The 17,098-nt window shown below is 64.0% G+C and carries 18 protein-coding genes; 8 read left to right on the forward strand and 10 right to left on the reverse strand.

The annotated features are described in order from the left end of the window. Position 1: 1 nt before the first annotated feature. The 3 genes from IEX85_RS07275 to IEX85_RS07285 all read right to left on the reverse strand — a co-directional run bounded on the left by IEX85_RS07275 (position 2) and on the right by IEX85_RS07285 (position 2,636). Positions 2-1,249: an ABC transporter permease gene (locus IEX85_RS07275; protein ID WP_229721824.1), complete on the reverse strand. Its 1,248-nt coding sequence runs from the start codon at positions 1,247-1,249 to the stop codon at positions 2-4. Next, positions 1,249-1,893 carry an ABC transporter ATP-binding protein gene (locus tag IEX85_RS07280; RefSeq protein WP_229721825.1) on the reverse strand — a complete coding sequence of 215 codons (645 nt, stop codon included), beginning with the start codon at positions 1,891-1,893 and terminating at the stop codon, positions 1,249-1,251. The genes IEX85_RS07275 and IEX85_RS07280 overlap by 1 nt, the downstream gene beginning before the upstream one ends. A gap of 62 nt (positions 1,894-1,955) precedes the next feature. Continuing rightward, positions 1,956-2,636, reverse strand: a complete 681-nt coding sequence (locus IEX85_RS07285; RefSeq protein ID WP_188859925.1) for a DUF2796 domain-containing protein — start codon at positions 2,634-2,636, stop codon at positions 1,956-1,958. A gap of 143 nt (positions 2,637-2,779) precedes the next feature. Here IEX85_RS07285 and IEX85_RS07290 point away from each other — a divergent pair, with 143 nt between their 5' ends. Then, complete coding sequence (locus IEX85_RS07290; protein WP_188859927.1) at positions 2,780-4,213, forward strand: YcjX family GTP-binding protein; 1,434 nt, start codon at positions 2,780-2,782, stop codon at positions 4,211-4,213. Continuing rightward, complete coding sequence (locus IEX85_RS07295; RefSeq protein ID WP_188859928.1) at positions 4,204-5,289, forward strand: TIGR01620 family protein; 1,086 nt, start codon at positions 4,204-4,206, stop codon at positions 5,287-5,289. Before IEX85_RS07290 ends, IEX85_RS07295 begins: the two co-directional genes overlap by 10 nt. A 277-nt stretch (positions 5,290-5,566) precedes the next feature. On the opposite strand, the gene IEX85_RS07300 is transcribed toward IEX85_RS07295, so the two are convergent. After that, a complete protein-coding gene (locus IEX85_RS07300; protein ID WP_188859929.1) occupies positions 5,567-5,836 on the reverse strand; it encodes a GIY-YIG nuclease family protein in 270 nt (89 codons plus the stop codon). 132 nt (positions 5,837-5,968) lie between these two features. Between IEX85_RS07300 and IEX85_RS07305 the strand changes: the two genes are divergently transcribed. From IEX85_RS07305 to IEX85_RS07315, 3 genes are all read left to right on the forward strand, one after another. Next, positions 5,969-6,712 carry a tRNA1(Val) (adenine(37)-N6)-methyltransferase gene (locus IEX85_RS07305; RefSeq protein WP_188859930.1) on the forward strand — a complete coding sequence of 248 codons (744 nt, stop codon included), beginning with the start codon at positions 5,969-5,971 and terminating at the stop codon, positions 6,710-6,712. 102 nt (positions 6,713-6,814) lie between these two features. Then, complete coding sequence (locus tag IEX85_RS07310; RefSeq protein ID WP_188859931.1) at positions 6,815-7,297, forward strand: Lrp/AsnC family transcriptional regulator; 483 nt, start codon at positions 6,815-6,817, stop codon at positions 7,295-7,297. 282 nt (positions 7,298-7,579) lie between these two features. Next, positions 7,580-7,945 (forward strand): hypothetical protein, encoded by a 366-nt coding sequence (locus tag IEX85_RS07315; protein WP_188859932.1) that lies wholly within the window; start codon positions 7,580-7,582, stop codon positions 7,943-7,945. Between the two features lie 41 nt (positions 7,946-7,986). On the opposite strand, the gene IEX85_RS07320 is transcribed toward IEX85_RS07315, so the two are convergent. Continuing rightward, on the reverse strand, positions 7,987-8,547 hold the full coding sequence (locus tag IEX85_RS07320) for a DUF1285 domain-containing protein (protein WP_188859933.1): 561 nt from the start codon (positions 8,545-8,547) through the stop codon (positions 7,987-7,989). Positions 8,548-8,694: 147 nt separating this feature from the next. On the opposite strand from IEX85_RS07320, the gene IEX85_RS07325 reads away from it, so the two are divergent. Continuing rightward, on the forward strand, positions 8,695-9,648 hold the full coding sequence (locus IEX85_RS07325; protein WP_188859934.1) for a methylenetetrahydrofolate reductase: 954 nt from the start codon (positions 8,695-8,697) through the stop codon (positions 9,646-9,648). 7 nt (positions 9,649-9,655) lie between these two features. Here IEX85_RS07325 and IEX85_RS07330 read toward each other — a convergent pair whose 3' ends face one another. The 3 genes from IEX85_RS07330 to IEX85_RS07340 all read right to left on the reverse strand — a co-directional run bounded on the left by IEX85_RS07330 (position 9,656) and on the right by IEX85_RS07340 (position 12,293). Continuing rightward, positions 9,656-10,420 (reverse strand): retropepsin-like aspartic protease, encoded by a 765-nt coding sequence (locus IEX85_RS07330; RefSeq protein ID WP_188859935.1) that lies wholly within the window; start codon positions 10,418-10,420, stop codon positions 9,656-9,658. A 44-nt stretch (positions 10,421-10,464) separates the two neighbouring features. Next, on the reverse strand, positions 10,465-10,839 hold the full coding sequence (locus tag IEX85_RS07335) for a translation initiation factor Sui1 (RefSeq protein ID WP_188859936.1): 375 nt from the start codon (positions 10,837-10,839) through the stop codon (positions 10,465-10,467). A gap of 131 nt (positions 10,840-10,970) precedes the next feature. Then, complete coding sequence (locus IEX85_RS07340) at positions 10,971-12,293, reverse strand: deoxyguanosinetriphosphate triphosphohydrolase (protein ID WP_188860113.1); 1,323 nt, start codon at positions 12,291-12,293, stop codon at positions 10,971-10,973. Between the two features lie 346 nt (positions 12,294-12,639). Between IEX85_RS07340 and IEX85_RS07345 the strand changes: the two genes are divergently transcribed. Both IEX85_RS07345 and IEX85_RS07350 read left to right on the forward strand, forming a co-directional pair. Then, a complete protein-coding gene (locus tag IEX85_RS07345) occupies positions 12,640-13,524 on the forward strand; it encodes an MbnB/TglH/ChrH family RiPP precursor modification enzyme (protein ID WP_188859937.1) in 885 nt (294 codons plus the stop codon). After that, entirely contained in the window at positions 13,524-14,306 is a 783-nt protein-coding gene (locus IEX85_RS07350) for an HvfC/BufC family peptide modification chaperone (RefSeq protein ID WP_188859938.1), read from the forward strand. Before IEX85_RS07345 ends, IEX85_RS07350 begins: the two co-directional genes overlap by 1 nt. Positions 14,307-14,746: 440 nt before the next feature. On the opposite strand, the gene phrB is transcribed toward IEX85_RS07350, so the two are convergent. Both phrB and IEX85_RS07360 read right to left on the reverse strand, forming a co-directional pair. Beyond that, positions 14,747-16,123, reverse strand: a complete 1,377-nt coding sequence (gene phrB / locus IEX85_RS07355; protein WP_188859939.1) for a deoxyribodipyrimidine photo-lyase — start codon at positions 16,121-16,123, stop codon at positions 14,747-14,749. Continuing rightward, positions 16,120-17,091 (reverse strand): YbgA family protein, encoded by a 972-nt coding sequence (locus tag IEX85_RS07360; protein ID WP_188859940.1) that lies wholly within the window; start codon positions 17,089-17,091, stop codon positions 16,120-16,122. The genes phrB and IEX85_RS07360 overlap by 4 nt, the downstream gene beginning before the upstream one ends. Positions 17,092-17,098: the final 7 nt, after the last annotated feature.

Genomic DNA, 17,098 nt, shown 5'->3' on the forward strand with positions numbered 1-17,098 from the left:
GTCATAGTCTTATGGTCATGCCTTCGGCCAGCGAATAGCGATAGGCGCGCCAGCCAGGAACAAGGCCGATCAGTATACCCGCGCCCTGCACCAGCGCCAGCAACAGCCACTGATGCGCGTTCGGCGCCAGAAGCTCCAGCCGCAGGCCGCTCCACTGCTCAACCAGCGGCCGGGCGGCCCAGAGCCCGCTGTACATCAGCGCCATACCCGCAAGACAGCCACACAGCGTCAGCAGTGCCGCCTCGCTGGTCAGCAACGACAGCAACTGCCAGGGACGGGCGCCGACCGAGCGCAGGATGGCGATCTCGCGCCGCCGCTCGCGCAGACCGGCCAGCAGTACCGTCAGCATGCCGGCGAGGCCGCTGAAAACCACGCACGCCGATACCAGCAGCAGCGCACGCTCCGCCACGCTCATCAGGCTCCAGAGTTCGGCCAGGGCCACGCCCGGCAGTATCGCCAGCAAGGGCTCCTTGCGGTAGTCGTTGATGGCCCGCTGCAGGCGGAAAGTGGCCACCTTGGACTTGAGCCCGACCAGAAAGGCCGTGATCTGCTTGGGGGTCAGATCCTCTGCCGCCGGTGCCGGCCGGCCGGGCAGCCGCGTGCCGCTCGCCCAGCCTGCGTGGATCGCCTCGATCGCCTCCAGGCTCACCAGCACGCTGCGGTCCAGCGGCGTGCCGGTGCGCTCGAGCACCCCGACGACACGAAACGGCTGGTCGTCATGGTTCGCGAAGCTGGTGCTGCCAAGGCCATGGGCGATAACCATCGTCTGCCCGAGACCGTAACCCAGGCGTTCGGCCACCTCGGCGCCGATCACCGCATCGTGCAATCCGGCAAAGGCGCCGCCATGGCGGAACCCGGGCCGCTGGCCACGGCCATAACGGTAATGCTCGAAGAAGGCGTCACTGGTGCCAACCACGCGGAAACCGCGATGCGAGTCCCCCAGCGACAGCGGGATGGTCCAGTCGACCTGCGGGTGCGCGGCGATCTCGCGATAACTCTGCCAGTCGACGTTGTTGGTGGCGTTGCCGATATGAAATACCGAGTACAGCAGCAGTTGGGTCTGACCGCTACGGGCGCCGACGATCAGGTCGGTGCCGGAAACCGTACTGGTGAAGCTGTCCCGCACCTGGCTGCGGATCTGGTCGACGCCCAGTAGCAGCATCACGCTGATGGCGATGCTCAGTATCGTCAGCGCCGCGCTGCCGCGGCGATTGAGCAGGCTTTTCCAGGCCAGTCGCACGATTTCCATCAGCCCGCCCTCGTCACTCGGTTGATCTGCGCCAGATCGAGCTGACGGTCGAAGTCTCGCGCCAGTGCGGCGTCATGGCTGACGAACAGCAGGCTGCTGCCGACGCGGGCGGCCTCGGCGCACAGCAGCGCGATGAAGGCATCGCGGGCGTCGGTATCGAGCGCCGAGGTCGGCTCATCGGCGATCAGGATTTCGGGCGCGCCAATCAGCGCCCGCGCGGCGGCGACCCTCTGCTGCTGCCCGACCGACAGTTCCGACACCGGGCGGCTCAGTATCAGCGGATCACCGAGCCCCAGATGCTCCAGCAGCCGGCGCCCCTCTGTCTCGGGACTTCCGGTGTTTTCAATCGTGCGACGGCGACGGCGTCCGGAGAAGTGGCAGGGGAGCACCACGTTCTCCAGCACCGACAGGTACGGCAGCAGATTGAAGAGCTGAAAGATCACGCCGAGGTGGTCAGCGCGAAAGCGGTCCCGCGCCGCCCCCGCAAGGCTGCCGAGCTCCTGACCGAGCACGCGGATGCGACCGCCATCGGGCGTCACCACCGCCCCGATCAGGCTTAGCAGGGTGCTCTTGCCGCTGCCGGAGGGACCGCGCAGAAACAGGGACTCGCCTGTCTCGACCCTGAGCGACGCTATATTCAGCACCTCTGCGCCCGGCCGCCATCCAAAGCGCAAATCCGTTATCTCTATTGCCGCCTGCCTGCTGTTCAGAAATCCATCTCCCGGTTGTCGGCGTCAAGCACGCGTGCCCGCTGCCCCGACGGTATGATCATGCGAACCTCGAGCTTCTCAAGACCCGGAAAGTGGCTGAAGAGTTCCACCGAAACCCGATCGAGCCGCTCGGGGCTTGCGCAACGAAAGCGATAGCTCACCTCGAAGTCGCTGTGCCCGGAAACATCCTCTGCGCCGACTGCTTCGTCGCCATGTTCATGCTCCGCATGATGACCATGCTCCTCGTGATGATCATGCGCCTTTTCATGGCGGTGGTCATGGTCATGGTCATGGTCATGGTCATGGTCATGGTCATGGTCATGGTCATCAGTACGTTCATGCCGATCCGCGCTGCTGCCGGCCAGCAGTTGCTGCTGCACCCTTACCTCGTCCAGCAGACAGGCGGCGGCGGCCGGCAGCCTCAGCACTTCGTAGCCCTGCTCGAGCGTTGCCACCGCCGCCTCGACTTTTTGCCGCTGCAGAGGCTCGACGGCCGGATGTTCGAAGCCGACGAGATTCACGGCCGGCGACGTCAGCTGAATCTCCAGCACGGGTGCTTCGAGCACCAGGTCGAGCTGCCCGACGCCGTGGGCGTGACTGCCGTGCTGGCGCTCGAAATCTTCGGCTTGAACCAGACCGCTCAGGGTCGCCAGCATAGCCAGGGTTACGACTTTCATCCTTATCCTCTTGCACCTGTCGAACGATAAAGTGTGATAATATAACATCCTACTACCCTCATCCAGCGGCTTGACTCTGTACGCCCTCTGCCAAGGGTGGCAGTATGGAGAGCGATCGTGGCTCCCAGGGATGAACCGACAAGATGGCAAACGCCTTTCTCGACCGCTCCCGCGCGGCTTCCGGGCGGCTGGCCCGCGATATCGGCATACAGATCGACCGACTGCGCGACCGCCGCCTCTGCCTCGGCGTCACCGGCCTCAGCCGCAGCGGCAAATCGACCTTTATCACCAGCCTGATCAACCAGTTGCTGCAGCACAAAAAATCCAGCCTGCCGGGCTTTTCGCCGGTACTGAGCGGCCGGCTGCTCGATGTACGCCTGCATCCGCTGGAAGACCCGCAGTTGCCGCCCTTCCCGTACCAGCAAGCCTGGCGACAGTTGTCAGGCCAGCCGCCGGCCTGGCCCGAGCCGACCCGGGACGCCAGCGGTTGCCTGCTGGAGCTGCGTCTGGGGCGCAAGCCCGGGTCCCTCAACCCCTTCGCACGGGATCATTTTTCCCTCTGGCTGGAAATCCGCGACTACCCCGGCGAGTGGCTGCTCGACCTGCCACTTCGCGACACCAGCTTTCGCGACTGGAGCCTGGAGTGCGGCAATCGCTTCGCCCGCGCACCGCATGCGGAGCTGGCGCCGCAGCTGATGGCAAGCCTGGCGGCGATCGACCCGCTCGCCGAGGTCGACAACGAGGAACTCGCCCGACTGCAGCAGGCATTTCGAGACTTCCTTGCCGCCTGCAAGGAGCAGGGCCTGAGCCAGATTCAACCGGGACGCTTCCTGCTGCCCGGCCACAACGACGACGAAGCTCTGATGCAGTTCGTTCCCCTGCCGGGCCTGGCACAGCAGGATCCGGCCGCGCTCGAGGGCGCTGCCGAGAACAGCTGGTACGGTACCTGCCGGGCACGCTATCAGGCCTACGTGCGCAATCTGGTGGAACCCTTTTACCGGCATTTTTTCAGCCGCATCGACCGGCAGCTGGTACTGGTGGACGTGGTCAGCGCGCTCAACGGCGGCCCGGCGCTGATCGACGATATGCGCGAGGCGCTGACACGCATTACGGACAGTTTCCATTACGGCCGGCAGAACCGCCTGTTGCAGCTGATCCGCCCCCGGATCGACCGGGTACTCTACGCCGCCACCAAGATCGACCAGGTGGTGTCCGACGATCACGAAGCGGTGCGCGCCTTTCTCGCGGGTCTGGTCGCCGACGCCTACCGCCACGCCGAATACGAGGGCATACAGCCGGCCTGCGAGGCCACCTCGGCGGTACGCTGCTCCCGCGAACTCGAGGACGACGGAGAAAGAGCCCTGTCCGGCTTCGACAGCGAAGGGCGACCGGTCGGTTACGTGCACCCGCGCTTTCCGTCCCGCCTGCCCGACAGCGAACACTGGCAGCGGCTGATGGACTGGGATATTCCGCCGCTGCGCCCGCCTGCGGGGATGTCATCCCGCAACGCCGACGCCATCCCCCACATCCGCCTGGACACCGTACTCAACCTGCTGCTGGGAGACAAATGCGTATGACCTCCGACCCGGATGCCTCCGAACGCAGCGGCCGGCGCTTCACGCCACCGCCGCCCGCAAGCGCCGAGACCGAAACGGAACGCCCCCGACGCGCACGCCGGTTCGTGCCGACAACGGAAGATCAGCTGATCGCGGTGCCGGAGCCGGTCACCGCCGCAGAACCCCAGCCAGGCCGGCCCGACCCCGGCGCGCTGAAGCTCGAGCGCCTTCCGGTACGGGGGCTGGGCACCCTGGGAGCCGGCCTGCTGGTGCTGCTGACGGTCATCGCGGTTGCGGAGCTGGTACGACTGTTCAATGCCGCGCTCAGTCTGCACTGGAGCGCGGCGGCGGTCGTGGCGGCGCTGTTCGGTGCTGTCGCCCTGCTGGCAACGCGCTCTCTGCTGTCGTTTCTGCGGGCGCGGCGCAGCCTCGACCGGCTCGGCCGGCTGCGCCTTGGCGCCGAGCGCCAGCTCGGGCGGCATACCGCCGGCCGCAGCCGTGCCCTGCTCGAGGCCATGAAGGCCTTTTACGCCGACAAGCCCCAGGCGCCGCTGCTGGACCGTGCGCTGGAGCAACTGCCCGATTACAGCGATGACAACGAAACCCTGGGACACCTGGACCGGCACTTCGTCGCGCAACTGGACACCCAGGCCATGCAACTGGTGTCGCGTTACAGCGCCCAGACCGGCGTGGCGGTGGCGTTCAGCCCCTGGGCTGCACTGGACATGCTGCTGGCGCTTTGGCGCAGCCTGCAGATGATCGATGAGATCGGCCAGGTCTACGGCGTCGCGCCGTCCTGGCCAACCCGCATGCGGCTGTTGCGCAAGGTGCTGGCGCAACTGACCTTCGTTGGCGCCAGCGAAGTGGCGATCGACCAACTGTCGGACGACCTCGGCAGCGCGGCGCTGGCCGGCACGCTCAGCGCACGCGCCGGCCAGGGCCTGGGCGCCGGCATCCTCAGCGCACGCATTGGCCTTGCGGCGATGCGCGTGCTGCGCCCGCTGCCATTTGCCCAGGGTCGCGAGCCCGGCATTCGTGCGCTGATCTCGCCGCTGCTGGAGAAACTGAAAAAGCGGCTGTCGCGTCAGAAGAAATAAAGCGATTCGCCGCTGGCCGGCATTTCGAAACGTAGGAGCCCACTCCGTGGGCGATCCGGTTCTGTGCCTGGTTCGAAGGTTCGCTCGCGGAGCGAGCTCCTACAAAAGCTGCCGGGTAGCCGATACAGTGGGAGCGGCGCCCCGCCGCGAAGTTTCTGGCCCGATGCGACCCCATTCGCCGCGGGGCGCCGTTTCGAAACGTAGGAGCCCACTCCGTGGGCGATCCGGTTCTGTGCCCAGTTCGAAGGTTCGATCGCGGAGCGAGCTCCTACAACCGTCAGGCGGTTGCAAGGCCGGCGATCAGCGCCAGCTTGCGCTTGCGCGTCAGGCGCTTGATTTCGATTTCGCGACGCAGCGCATCCGCCCGCCGTGGCTGGCGTTCGTGCCAGGCCAGGGTCACAGGCCGTCTCACTCGGGTGTATTTCGCCGCCAGACGGTTATCCTCGTTGTGCTCGCGCAGCCGCCGCTCGGGATCCGTGGTGACGCCGGTGTAGAGGCTGCCGTCGGCACAGCTGAGTATGTAGACGTACCAGTACTGCTCGGCCAATTGTCTTTCCCATCATAGCTAAACCGCACGCAGCCTACCGCGCTGCCCGCCAGCTGTCGACGGCACAGCTGTCAGCGGTGCGCCGTTCCATTATCATAGCCGCCATCGCACCAACGCCCCGGTGAATCCACCATGCCCCGACATCGCAACAGTTACTTCCAGTGCCGCCAGTTTCGCATCGAGCAGGGGAGCTGCGCCATGAAGGTCACCACCGATGCCAGCCTGCTCGGCGCCTGGGCCCCGGTCGAAGACGCCCGACGGATCCTCGATATCGGCACCGGCACCGGGTTGCTGGCGCTGTTCGCGGCGCAACGCAGCAGCGCCCGCATAGACGCGGTCGAGGTGGACGCTGACGCCGCCGCCCAGGCCAGACAGAATTTCGCCGCCAGCCCCTGGGCCGACCGCCTGAGCCTGATCGAGGCGGATGTGCGCGAACTGACCCCGGACGGGGAAGGCTACGATGGCATTCTGTGCAACCCGCCGTTCTTCACCGCCTCGACGCCCAATCGCTGCGACCGGCAGGCCCTGGCTCGCCACAACGACGCTTTGCCGCTGACGGACCTGCTGGCGGCGATCTCGCGCCTGCTCTGCGATAACGGCCGCGCCTGGCTGCTGCTGCCTGTGCCGGAAGCCGGGAGCGTACGGGCGCGCAGTCCCGCCGCGGGACTCTGGGTGCGCCACGAGCTGCATCTGCGCAACGACCGCCAGAGTCCCCCGCACCGCCTGGTTCTGCAGCTCGAACGCCGTCCCGGCGACTGCACCCGCTCGGATATCAGTCTGTACGAACGCCACCCCTATCACACCCAAGCCGCGGCCGATCTGTTTCGTCCTTACTACACCCGGCTCAGGGTCGGACCGGCGCCCGACTGCGAATAACCACCAAAACGTAGCGATATCCTGCGCACACGGCATAAATTCTGGTGATTTTCTGCGCCCATCCCTAAACTTACGCCAACACCACCGTTTTCAGGGAACCCAATGACCGGCCACAAGCTCGATCGCATCGATCGCCGCATCCTCGAATTGCTGCAGCAGGACGCCAGGTTGTCCGTGGCCGATATCGCCGACCGGGTGGGTCTCTCCGCAACGCCGTGCAGCCGGCGCATCAAGCGGCTGGAAGAAGAGGGCTTCGTCGCCCGTCAGGTGGTGATTCTGGATCCGGCCCGGATCGGCCTGCCCATGACGGTACTGGTGCATATCTCGCTGGAAGCCCAGACCCAGGAGCGCCTGAGCAGTTTCGAACGCACCATCGGCGAAATGCCGGAAGTGATGGAATGCTACCTGATCACCGGCAGTACCGCCGACTACGTGCTCAAGGTGGTGGTGCCGGACCTGGATCATTACCAGCAACTGCTGCTCAACCGCCTTACCAGCATCGACGGCGTGCGCTCGATCATTTCCAACTTCGTGCTGCGACAGCCGATCAACCGCACCGACTACGCACTGGATCATCTGGCCTGAAAGGCTGCAAATCCACGCCCAATGCAGGCACAACGAACTTGTCTATACTGAGGACAAGCGCAGGATTACGACAACGAAAAGGTGCGATTGCTTCCACTCACCGGCCAACTACCCCAGGCCCCTCAGGCACTCCGAGTCTTCATCCCCGACACCGGTCACGGGGGAACCCTGCGAATTGTGCGGTCCGGCCGCCCATCGACAAGCCGGCCGTGAAGCTTATTCTCTTGTTGATTGGGCCTCTATATGGAATGCAAAATCTCCGGCTTGACCGCGGATACGATATTGCGAACCCTGGAAACCTACCCGGGCGCCGAGTGGGTTCCGATTCCCTATCGCTGCCCCTGGGAAAAAACCGTCACCCGCCACCCGCTGATTTCCGATCGCATGGCCGAACGCATCCGCTTCCGGCTCCCCTTCCCCGCCAGTACACTTGAAATCCGCATCCTCGCCGCCCTGTCCGGCGGTAAACTGTTCGAGGACGATCTGGTGACCCTGCTGGGCGGCGACGAGGAAGACAACCTGGAAGCCATAGAAGCACTGCATCAGCGTGGCCAGATCGCGCTGTGCGAGAGCCATAACGTCCGCCACTGGCTGCTGACGGATGCCGACCTGGACAGTCTGATGAAACGGGAGCTGCAACGGGTCTAGCGCCTGGCGGTCTGGCACCGCGGGGCGGGCCCCTCGATTCCCTACAAATGCCCGAGGGAGAACCGCTCCCCAAGGCTGTACACCACCAGCTCATCGCCGCCGCCGGCAGCAGGCTCGGTGGCGGCCATGTCCACCAACTGGTAGAAGAGGTTGCGGTGTATGCGCCCCGACATGCCAAAACGCACCTCGATCTCGGGTGCGGGCTCGCCGGTTTGCGGATCCTGCGTCACCCGGATGCGGTGTTCGGGACCTGCGACGATATGATCGTCGGTGGTGGTGGTGAAATGCAGCTCCTGACCAAACGGGCCCTCGCGAAGCTCGAGATTGACGACCTGAAACGGCAGATCATCGACGCGAATGCCAACCTTTTCCACCGGGGTCTTGAGAAAATAGCTGCCCGCTTCCGGCCAGAGCACCCGCGAGAACATGCGCACCATGGCCTTGCGGCCGATCGGGCTGCCGCAGTAGTACCAGGTCCCATCGCGGGCGATCCGCATATCGATGTCGCCGCAGAAGTCGGGATTCCATCGCTCGAGCGGCGGAATGCCGTCGCCGTGCTGCTCCAGTTGCCGCTGGGTTTCACCGAGATCGAACTGGCTCATGATGGGTTACCTCCGGGCCCTGGGGCGCCAACTTTAGAATCCCTCAACTTTACTGAAAAAGATTTCAACTTATAACCCAATTACATGAAAAACGTTCACTGTTAGACTATTCGGAACTTAGACAAGACGAACAGAGCCCGAGCAGCCATGACTACTCCCCTGGAACAGAAATTTTCCGACCCGAACCGCGGTGTCTATTTTGTCGGCACCACCCCGCCGCGCGACAACACCGAGCCGGAAAAGGTCTCGGAAATCGCCGACAAGCTGCTCGCCCGTCTGAGCCAGATCGACTATGACGGCCTCATCGTTTACGACATCCAGGATGAAAGCAGCCGGATCAGCAAACCCCGGCCCTTCCCCTACATGCAGACGCTCGATCCGAGGGAGTATTCGGCGCTGCTGCGCGAGAAAAGCGCCCATCCGGTGATCACCTACAAAAGCGTAGCACAGCGCGATCGCGCCGACTTCGAGCGCTGGCTGGAGCAGTCGCGGACCGAATTCAACGTCCGTGACCTGGTCCTGGTGGGCAGCCCCTCGTCCGACGGCAGCATCCGGCTGTCACTGCCCGAAGCCTATCGCAGCCTCGCCCAGCATCCGCTGGACTACCACCTGGGCGGTGTCACCATCGCCGAGCGCCACGCGGTCAAGGGCAACGAGCACCTGCGCCTGATCGAAAAAAGCGCCCAGGGCTGCAGCTACTTCGTCTCGCAGGCCGTCTACAACGCCCAGGCGACCATCGACCTGCTGAGCAGTTACGCCCGCGAATGCCGGGCCCGCGGCGTCGAACCGCAGCGCATCATCCTGACTTTCACGCCCTGCGGCAGCGCCAAAACCCTGGAATTCATGGAGTGGCTGGGAATTTCGGTGCCGGAAGCGACCCGCTGGCGCATCCTCGATGCCCGCAACCCGTTGTCCGAATCCATTCGCGTCTGCCGCAGCAACCTCGAGCAGATTCTCGAAGCCGTGGCGCCGCTGGGCATTCCGCTGGGCCTCAACATCGAAAGCCTGACCAACCGCAAGGACGAAATCGACGCCTCCATCCGGCTGTTCAAGCTGCTCAAGGCGACTCTGGACCTCAAGCTGGCCGAGCAGCAGCTGTAGAAAAGGTTTATCGATCCGCCGCCGGCGGGTCCTGCGGCTGAACGGCATCGGGCTGATCCAGCGCCTGCAGCAGCGACTGCAGCTCGGTGTAACGCTCCGGCTCCCAGAGGATCAGCTGGCGCTGGTAGTCGATGCGGTAATTGGCGTTCATCAGGAAATCCATCCCCAGCAAGCCGTCATTACCCGCCGAAGGGCCCTGATGATCGATGACGAAGGCGCGCACATGGGAAACCTTGTAGGGACCGATCTCGATACGGTCGAAGTCGACGGTTTCGGTCTGAATGGTCCCGCCGCCGGCGACCCGGGCGTGGCCGGCGGCGCGCGAGACGAAAGGCAGGCCTTGCAGAGCGTCCTTGTGAAACACCGTACTGGTGGCGCCGGTATCGAGCACCATTCGGGTCTGGGCGCTGCGACCTCCATAGACCACCTTGACCGGCACCAGCACCCGGTTGTTGGTGATCTTCACCGCCGTTTCCATATCGCGCAGCAGCTGCTCGAGCTTGCGCCGCTGCTGCGTCTGGGCCTGCGAACGCTGCAGATCGGCGCGTTCGCTGCGCTCCAGCGATAGCGCTTCGGGGCTCAGGCGCTCGGAATACTCTTCCCGACTTTCCAGCTGGTCGCGAAACTGCTGCGGGACCTTGCTGAGGCTGTCGACAAATACCTGCCGCCCGCGCTCGTCGACGTATTTGTAGATACGCGCCTGCGCCGGTACCGCCAGCATTGCCGCCAGCAGCACAGCGGCCATCGCCGCGCTCGGTATCGGTGTCGCCATTGCTCGTTCCTCCGCGCCGTCCATGGCCGTTACACGGGACGCGCTCAGCCTCCGGACAGCTTGACGCGAAAGCCGTCCTGCTCGAGCGCCTGCTTGATCCGTTCGCGATGATCACCCTGGATTTCGATAACGCCGTCCTTGAGCGCGCCGCCGGTCCCGCACAGTTTCTTCAGCTTCTTGCCGAGCGCCTTGAGCTCCGCTTCCGGGACGGGCACGCCGCTGATGGTGGTCACGCCCTTGCCCTTGCGCCCGGAAGTTTCCCGGCGAATGCGCACGATACCGTCCAGGGCGCCGAGCCGCGCCTCGTCCGCCAGCTCGGCACAGCGGCACTCGGCCACGGCCTCGCCGCACTGCGGGCACATATCGCCCTTCTCGGTAGAATAGACCAGCCCGCGCAGCTGATCCTGTAATGAAGCCATCGATTTCCTCCCATCACGGCGCACGCCGCCTGTTACCACTTACCACTTAGCTACTGACAACCGCTCCTGCCTTGCCAGCACAGCCACCATCCCCGGCGGTAACTTACCACTTACCGCCAATTGTAACCGTTTCAGGGGCTCAGCCCACCAATCTGCCGCGCCAGGTACGTGGCGTAGGTGTCCGTCATGCCGCCGATAAAATCGAGCGCCCGGCGATACGCCTGATACAGCGGTACATCCGGCGCCGGCGCATGGATACCCATCAGACTGAGGATCTTGCCGCTGCGATAGCCCAGCCGGTGGGGTCCCTTGAAGTGCTGATCACAAACCGCCCGGCAAAATGCCTCCAGCAGCGTGCCGAGACTGCTGTAGGCGCCTACCTCGAGCTCGGTCTTGCGGGTATCGGGGAACACCCTCTCCTGCGCCAGTCGCTTGGCACGGGCCAGCCCCTCGCGCACATTCGGATCGCCATCGGCCAGCAGCTCGCCGCTATACTCGCCGGCCATGATGGCGTCGTAATGATGCCGGAAGGCCAAGAGCGCCGACTCGATCATGTTCTCCATCGCGGTGCCGCGCAGCGCCGATATCTTGCGTCGCGCCGATGCTTGGGTCGAAAAGATGGCATCGTCGTATCGCAGCTCGCCGCAGAGCTGCAGCAGTATGGGGCGGATATCGTCGAAGCTGAGGATGTTCAGCTCGACGGCATCCTCGAGATCGAGAATCGCATAGCAGATGTCGTCCGCCGCCTCCATCAGCCAGGTCAGCGGATGCCGGCTCCACCAGTGCTCGCCGAGCCGGATCAGCCCCAGCGACTCGCCCAGGCTCTCAAGAATGTCGATCTCGCTGCGAAAACAGCTGAACTTGCCGCGGTCCGTTGCGCGCTCGACGGTCCAGGGATATTTCAGCAGCGTGCCCAGGGTGGGATAGGTGAGACGCAGGCCACCATTGAAAAGGTGGTTCTCGATCCGGGTCACCACGCGGAATCCCTGCGCATTGCCCTCGAAGGTTTCGAGGTCTGCCTGCTCGATCTCGCTCAGGCTCGCCAGCAGTGCCGTGCCGGCGTCGCGCTGGAACCAGTCCCGGATGGCGTATTCGCCGGCATGGCCGAAGGGGGGGTTGCCGATATCGTGGGCCAGGCAGGCGGACTGCACCACGGTGCCAAGGTCCTGAGGGCCAACCCAGGGCGGCAACTGATCGGCAATCAGCTCGCCGACCCGTATGCCCAGCGTACGCCCGAGGCTGCCGACTTCGATCGAGTGGGTCAGGCGGGTATGTATATGATCGTTCAGCGCCAGCGGATGCACCTGCGTCTTACGGCCCAGACGCCGGAAGGCACTGGAGAAAACGATGCGGTCATGGTCCTTGTGAAAATGACTGCGGCCCACCTCCCCCGGGCCCAGATGTTCATGCCCGTATCGCCGGGTTGTCAGTAAGCTGTTCCATTGCATCGCCATTGTCGCGTCTCCCGCCAGCAGGGCATCCTTCGTCAGCGCAATCATTATACCTCAGCGACTGCCGGCCTTGGGCGGCACGGCAGCGGGATACAGACCGCCGCAATCTCAATTTTCACGTTGGCACCGGAACTAACCGTCGCCCGCGGTTTCAAACTCTGGATAGGAAATGAATGGCAATAACCGTGCAAATTGGACAACACTTGTTTGCACAAGGCTGCTAAACTGAATTGTTCCGGCAACCTGCGAATACATCAAAGGAAAAGGAAAACGGATGAATAAGAGCTACAACAAGCCATTCGTTGCGACGCGGAAGCCAGGTTAGGCAGGCACTTGGGACACTGCCACCATGAGTGACTACATCCACTGGAGCCTGGCAGGCACCGGACTCAGCCTGCGCGGCTGCAATGTCGACGAGATCCTGAGCGAACGTCCGGATGTGCGCTGGTTCGAAGCGCTGGTCGACGCCCATATCGTGGACGGCGGAGAAAGGTTGCACAACCTGGAACGCATTCGCGAGCATTATCCGGTCACACTGCACGGACTGGGGCTTGCGCTCGGCTCCACCTCGCCGCTGGATACCGGCTACCTGGTACGTATTCGCGCCCTTGCCGACCGTATCGACGCCAGCTGGATTTCCGACCACATCTGCTTCACTAGTCTCGGCAATTGCTTTAGCCACGAGGTGCTGCCACTACCCTACACCGAAGAAGCGCTGGACCACATCGCGTCCCGCATCATGCAGGTGCAGGACTTTCTTGGCCGTCGCATACTGCTGGAAAACCCCGCCCGCTACCTCGGCTACAACCACTCGACGCTGAGCGAAGGCGAATTCATGGCCGAGATGGCCGAAAGGGCCGACTGCTACCTGCTGCTGGACGTCAACAACAGCTACGTCACCCAGCACAACCTCGGCGCCGACGCCCTCGACACCATCGACTGCCTGCCACCGCAGCGCGTACGGGAGATCCACCTCGCCGGCTACGATGAGCGTGACGGTTGCATGCTCGGCGGCCACAACAATCCGGTTCGCGAGCCGGTCTGGGCCCTCTACGAAGCCGCCCAGAAACGTTTTACCGGAACCCCCACACTGATCGAATGGGAGCATGACATACCGGATCTGAAGGACGCTCTGAGAGACGTCCGGCGCGCCAAACGCGTCATGCATCGGGCACAAAACGGCCTCAGGAAGCCCGCCGGTGTGCCAGCACAGGGTGTCCGGAGCCCTGGCTGATGCGCCTGGCCGAACTCCAGTCCGCGCTCGATGCGGCTCTGGCCGGCAAGGAATGCCCCGAACTCCATAGACTGGTGGTCAGCCTGAAGCAGTCCCCGGAGGACTGCCTTGCACTGTATCGCCAGTTGCTGCGCCGTGCCCACGTCAACGCGCTGCAGCAACTCTTTCCCGCCTGCGCACGGCTGCTCGGCCAAGACCACTTCCAGCTGCTTGCCGAGTTCTACAGCGCCCAGATCGCCGCCGGCGCCGGATTCGACCCCTTCGGCGCCCAGTTCCCGGGGCTGATGGAATCCTATCGTTCCAGCCATGCGGAACTCGAACCGCTGGTCTTTCTGGCGGACCTCGCAACGCTCGAATGGCACCTGCAGGAGGCGCGCAGCGCCCGCGACGACCCCGCTCTCGACCTCGAAAGCTGGGCCAGCCTGCCCCGACGGCAACAGCACAGGATGCAGGCCGTTGTCAGCTACAGCCTGGGCCTGCAATACAGCCGCTGGCCACTGGCCGAGATTCGCGATGCGGTGATAACGGATCGTCCCTGGCAGGAGCTCCTGGCGGGGAAAGGCGGATGGCTGTGCATCCATCGCCACCTGGACAGGCTCTGCATCGAACCGATCAGCGAAACCCAGGCCAGGATGCTCAACGGTATACGCCAGGGGCTCAGTTTCGACAGCCTGGGTTACGATTTGAACCTGGTGCAGCAACTGCTGCCGCTGATGATCGCCCGCGGCTGGATCTGCAGACTGAGGATGCCGTCAGACCAGGAGCCCGCGCCAGAATCCTGACCGCCTTAACAGGCGGTCGCACAACGTTTTCAAGGCCGCCGAGGCAAGCGGAACGCCACCCGGCGGAGTGCCGCCCAGACCCAAACAGGCGAAAAAGCGCAGTATTAGGATCGGTGAAACGACGCTTGGTACGGGCCACCCGTTGCTGACTCGACCCAGAGCGTCGTGGAACCCATCGCGTGCTCTCAGAACACCACGGGAGCATCGGACGCTGTTGATGGGTTGCGCCGCTTCAAACCAGGAGCATCCCGATATGAAGTGCCACCGCGGCTCCACCCATCTACGATGTGCCCTGGGCGTTATACGCTGCCTGAAACCTGTTTTTGACGCAGCATTCGGCGACGCAGATAGATTTTCAACAACCTGTTAACAGGCGGTAGCAACTCGCAGGATCGGTAAAACGACACGCCAGCACTGGGCGCACGACGCTGTTGCAGCCGTTATCCCGCGTTCTGATAGGCCTCTAACGCTTCGCGACGCGCGCGGGCATAGTCAATCACCGGCTTGAGTCCACGCGCCGCTGCAGCCCGTTCGGGGTCACGGCGTTCCCTGGCGGACAACGACGCCAGCTCCGGCAACCAGTGGCAGACGAAATCGTCGTTCGGGTCGAAGCGCTCCGCCTGCCGCGCCGGATTGAAGATACGGAAATAGGGTGCGGCATCGGCGCCGACGGAGGCGCTCCACTGCCAGCCACCAAGGTTCGAGGCGAAGTCGCCATCGATCAGCCTGGACATGAAAAAGTCACAGCCCAGACGCCAGTCCACGCCCAGCAGCTTGGTCAGGAAGGATGCGGTGAGCATACGCAGCCGGTTGTGCATCCAGCCGGTCTTCAGCAACTGGTGCATGGCCGCGTCGACGATGGCGAAACCGGTCTCGCCCCGGCACCAGGCATCGAACAATTCCGGACGATGGTGCCAGCGGATCTTCGCTTCCACCTCGGGTCTGAATGGCTGGTAACGACACTGCCCGGGAAAGGCGACCAGCAGGTGGCGATAGAATTCTCGCCATATCAGTTCCGTCACCCAGACGCTTTCTAGCCAGTCCGCCCCCAGCCCCAGGCGCGCAGCGCTCAGGCACTGGCGTGCCGACAGCTGCCCGGTCGCAAGATAGGGGGACAAGCCCGAGGTGCCGTCGATGGCCGGATAGTCACGGTCATTACCATAGCTTTCCAGCCCCGCGCCGACGAACCGCTGCAGCCGCGCGGCAGCCGCCTGCTCGCCGGCGGGCCAGAGCGCGGCATCGTATCCCTCGCCCAGCGCGGGAACGCTGTCCCGACGGAGCTCGCACCGCGCCTGACGGCCCGGAGCCGGCAGGCAACTGAAATCGGTGCGCAGCAACTCTCTGCGCCAGGCCCGGCTGAAAGGTGTGAACACCCGAAACGGCTCGCCCTTGCCACTGAGCACCGATCCGGGCGGCAGAATCAGGTCGCCGTGAAAGCCTTCCACCACTATGCCCTCGGCACGCAGGCGCTGCTTGACGCCGATATCACGGCGACGCTCATTGAGCGGGTACTCGAAATTGAAAAACACACGTCTGGCGCCGAGCGAACGGCACAGATCGAGCAGTGCATCGGGGCAGTCATCGAAGGTCGCCAGCTCCAGCACCCGCAGCGGTATGCCGAGCGACTCCAGGTCCTCACCCAGGCTGAGCAGCGCGTCGCGCCAGAAGGCCAGCTTGCGCGGCGCCTCAGAGTGCGCCTGCCATTGTTGTGGCGTCAGCACCGCGACCGCCAGTACAGGCCCCCCGGCGGCACAGGCCTGGTGCAGCGCCGGATTGTCGCTCAGCCGCAAATCGTTGCGGAACCAGACCAGATTCATATGTAGTTGCGCAATCCCAGCTGATAGGGGTGGGGATCCAGGTACGACTGCGAGCGAATATAGTCGTTGCCGAAACGGTTGAGATAGTGCTGCAGCAGAGTGAGCGGCACCACCAGGTTGACCTCGGAACGACGGTAGCGCTCTATCACCTCGAGCAGCTCACGCTTGCAGTCACCATCGATCGACTTCTTCAGATATCCCAGCACATGCATCAGCACGTTGACATGGCTCTTGCGACTTGCGCGGCGGGCCATGTGCGCCATAAAGCGCCCGATATAGGTCGACATCGCCTCCTCCAGCGGCAACGCGTGGGCTTCGGCGAGAAAGCGCCCCAGCTCCCGGTAGCCCTGATAGCTGTGAGCCATCAGCAGGTACTTGCTGCGACTGTGGTACTGAATCAGGGCATGGTAGCTGGGATCGGTCTCGACCTCCTGCTTCCAGCGCTGGAGGGCGAACACCCGGGTAATGAAGTTCTCCCGCAGTACGGCGTCGTGCAGGCGTCCCTCCTCTTCCACCGGCAGCAAGGGGTTGGCGTCCATCAGCGCGGCGGCGAAGATTCCCCGCCCGGCGGCATTGGGGATACCGTTCTCGTGGTAGATCTTCACCCGCTCCATGCCGCAGCTTGGCGACCCCTTGATCAGAATGTAGCCGCAAAGGTCCTGCATCCGGGTCGCCACCATGCGCCCCTTCTCCGCCAGCGCTTCGGTGACGTCGAGATTTTCATTTTCCGAACCCCGCGCCCTCGGCGCTTCGGGATCCCCCACCAGCCGGATGGGTTCGCGCGGCACGCCCAACCCGACCGCCAGCTCCGGGCAGAACGGCCTGAACACGAAACACTCGGCCAGCACATCGAGGCAGTATCGCGAGCGCTTGTGACCGCCGTTGTAGCGGACCTCTTCGCCCATCAGGCAGGCACTGATACCAACCGGAATCCGTTCTTCCGGCTGCATGATAGGGGTGTGCTCCATGAATTCG

Origin of the sequence: Marinobacterium nitratireducens, assembly GCF_014645375.1 — a bacterium.
Lineage (GTDB): Bacteria > Pseudomonadota > Gammaproteobacteria > Pseudomonadales > Balneatricaceae > Marinobacterium_A > Marinobacterium_A nitratireducens.

What these genes read in the sequence shown, in the direction of transcription:
- IEX85_RS07275 (WP_229721824.1), bottom strand. Translation starts at nt 1,249, where the DNA reads ATGGAAATCGTGCGACTGGCCTGGAAAAGCCTGCTCAATCGCCGCGGC.
- IEX85_RS07285 (WP_188859925.1), bottom strand. Translation starts at nt 2,636, where the DNA reads ATGAAAGTCGTAACCCTGGCTATGCTGGCGACCCTGAGCGGTCTGGTT.
- IEX85_RS07290 (WP_188859927.1), top strand. Translation starts at nt 2,780, where the DNA reads ATGGCAAACGCCTTTCTCGACCGCTCCCGCGCGGCTTCCGGGCGGCTG.
- IEX85_RS07295 (WP_188859928.1), top strand. Translation starts at nt 4,204, where the DNA reads ATGCGTATGACCTCCGACCCGGATGCCTCCGAACGCAGCGGCCGGCGC.
- IEX85_RS07305 (WP_188859930.1), top strand. Translation starts at nt 5,969, where the DNA reads ATGCCCCGACATCGCAACAGTTACTTCCAGTGCCGCCAGTTTCGCATC.
- IEX85_RS07310 (WP_188859931.1), top strand. Translation starts at nt 6,815, where the DNA reads ATGACCGGCCACAAGCTCGATCGCATCGATCGCCGCATCCTCGAATTG.
- IEX85_RS07320 (WP_188859933.1), bottom strand. Translation starts at nt 8,547, where the DNA reads ATGAGCCAGTTCGATCTCGGTGAAACCCAGCGGCAACTGGAGCAGCAC.
- IEX85_RS07325 (WP_188859934.1), top strand. Translation starts at nt 8,695, where the DNA reads ATGACTACTCCCCTGGAACAGAAATTTTCCGACCCGAACCGCGGTGTC.
- IEX85_RS07330 (WP_188859935.1), bottom strand. Translation starts at nt 10,420, where the DNA reads ATGGCGACACCGATACCGAGCGCGGCGATGGCCGCTGTGCTGCTGGCG.
- IEX85_RS07335 (WP_188859936.1), bottom strand. Translation starts at nt 10,839, where the DNA reads ATGGCTTCATTACAGGATCAGCTGCGCGGGCTGGTCTATTCTACCGAG.
- IEX85_RS07340 (WP_188860113.1), bottom strand. Translation starts at nt 12,293, where the DNA reads ATGGCGATGCAATGGAACAGCTTACTGACAACCCGGCGATACGGGCAT.
- IEX85_RS07345 (WP_188859937.1), top strand. Translation starts at nt 12,640, where the DNA reads ATGAGTGACTACATCCACTGGAGCCTGGCAGGCACCGGACTCAGCCTG.
- IEX85_RS07350 (WP_188859938.1), top strand. Translation starts at nt 13,524, where the DNA reads ATGCGCCTGGCCGAACTCCAGTCCGCGCTCGATGCGGCTCTGGCCGGC.
- phrB (WP_188859939.1), bottom strand. Translation starts at nt 16,123, where the DNA reads ATGAATCTGGTCTGGTTCCGCAACGATTTGCGGCTGAGCGACAATCCG.
- IEX85_RS07360 (WP_188859940.1), bottom strand. Translation starts at nt 17,091, where the DNA reads ATGGAGCACACCCCTATCATGCAGCCGGAAGAACGGATTCCGGTTGGT.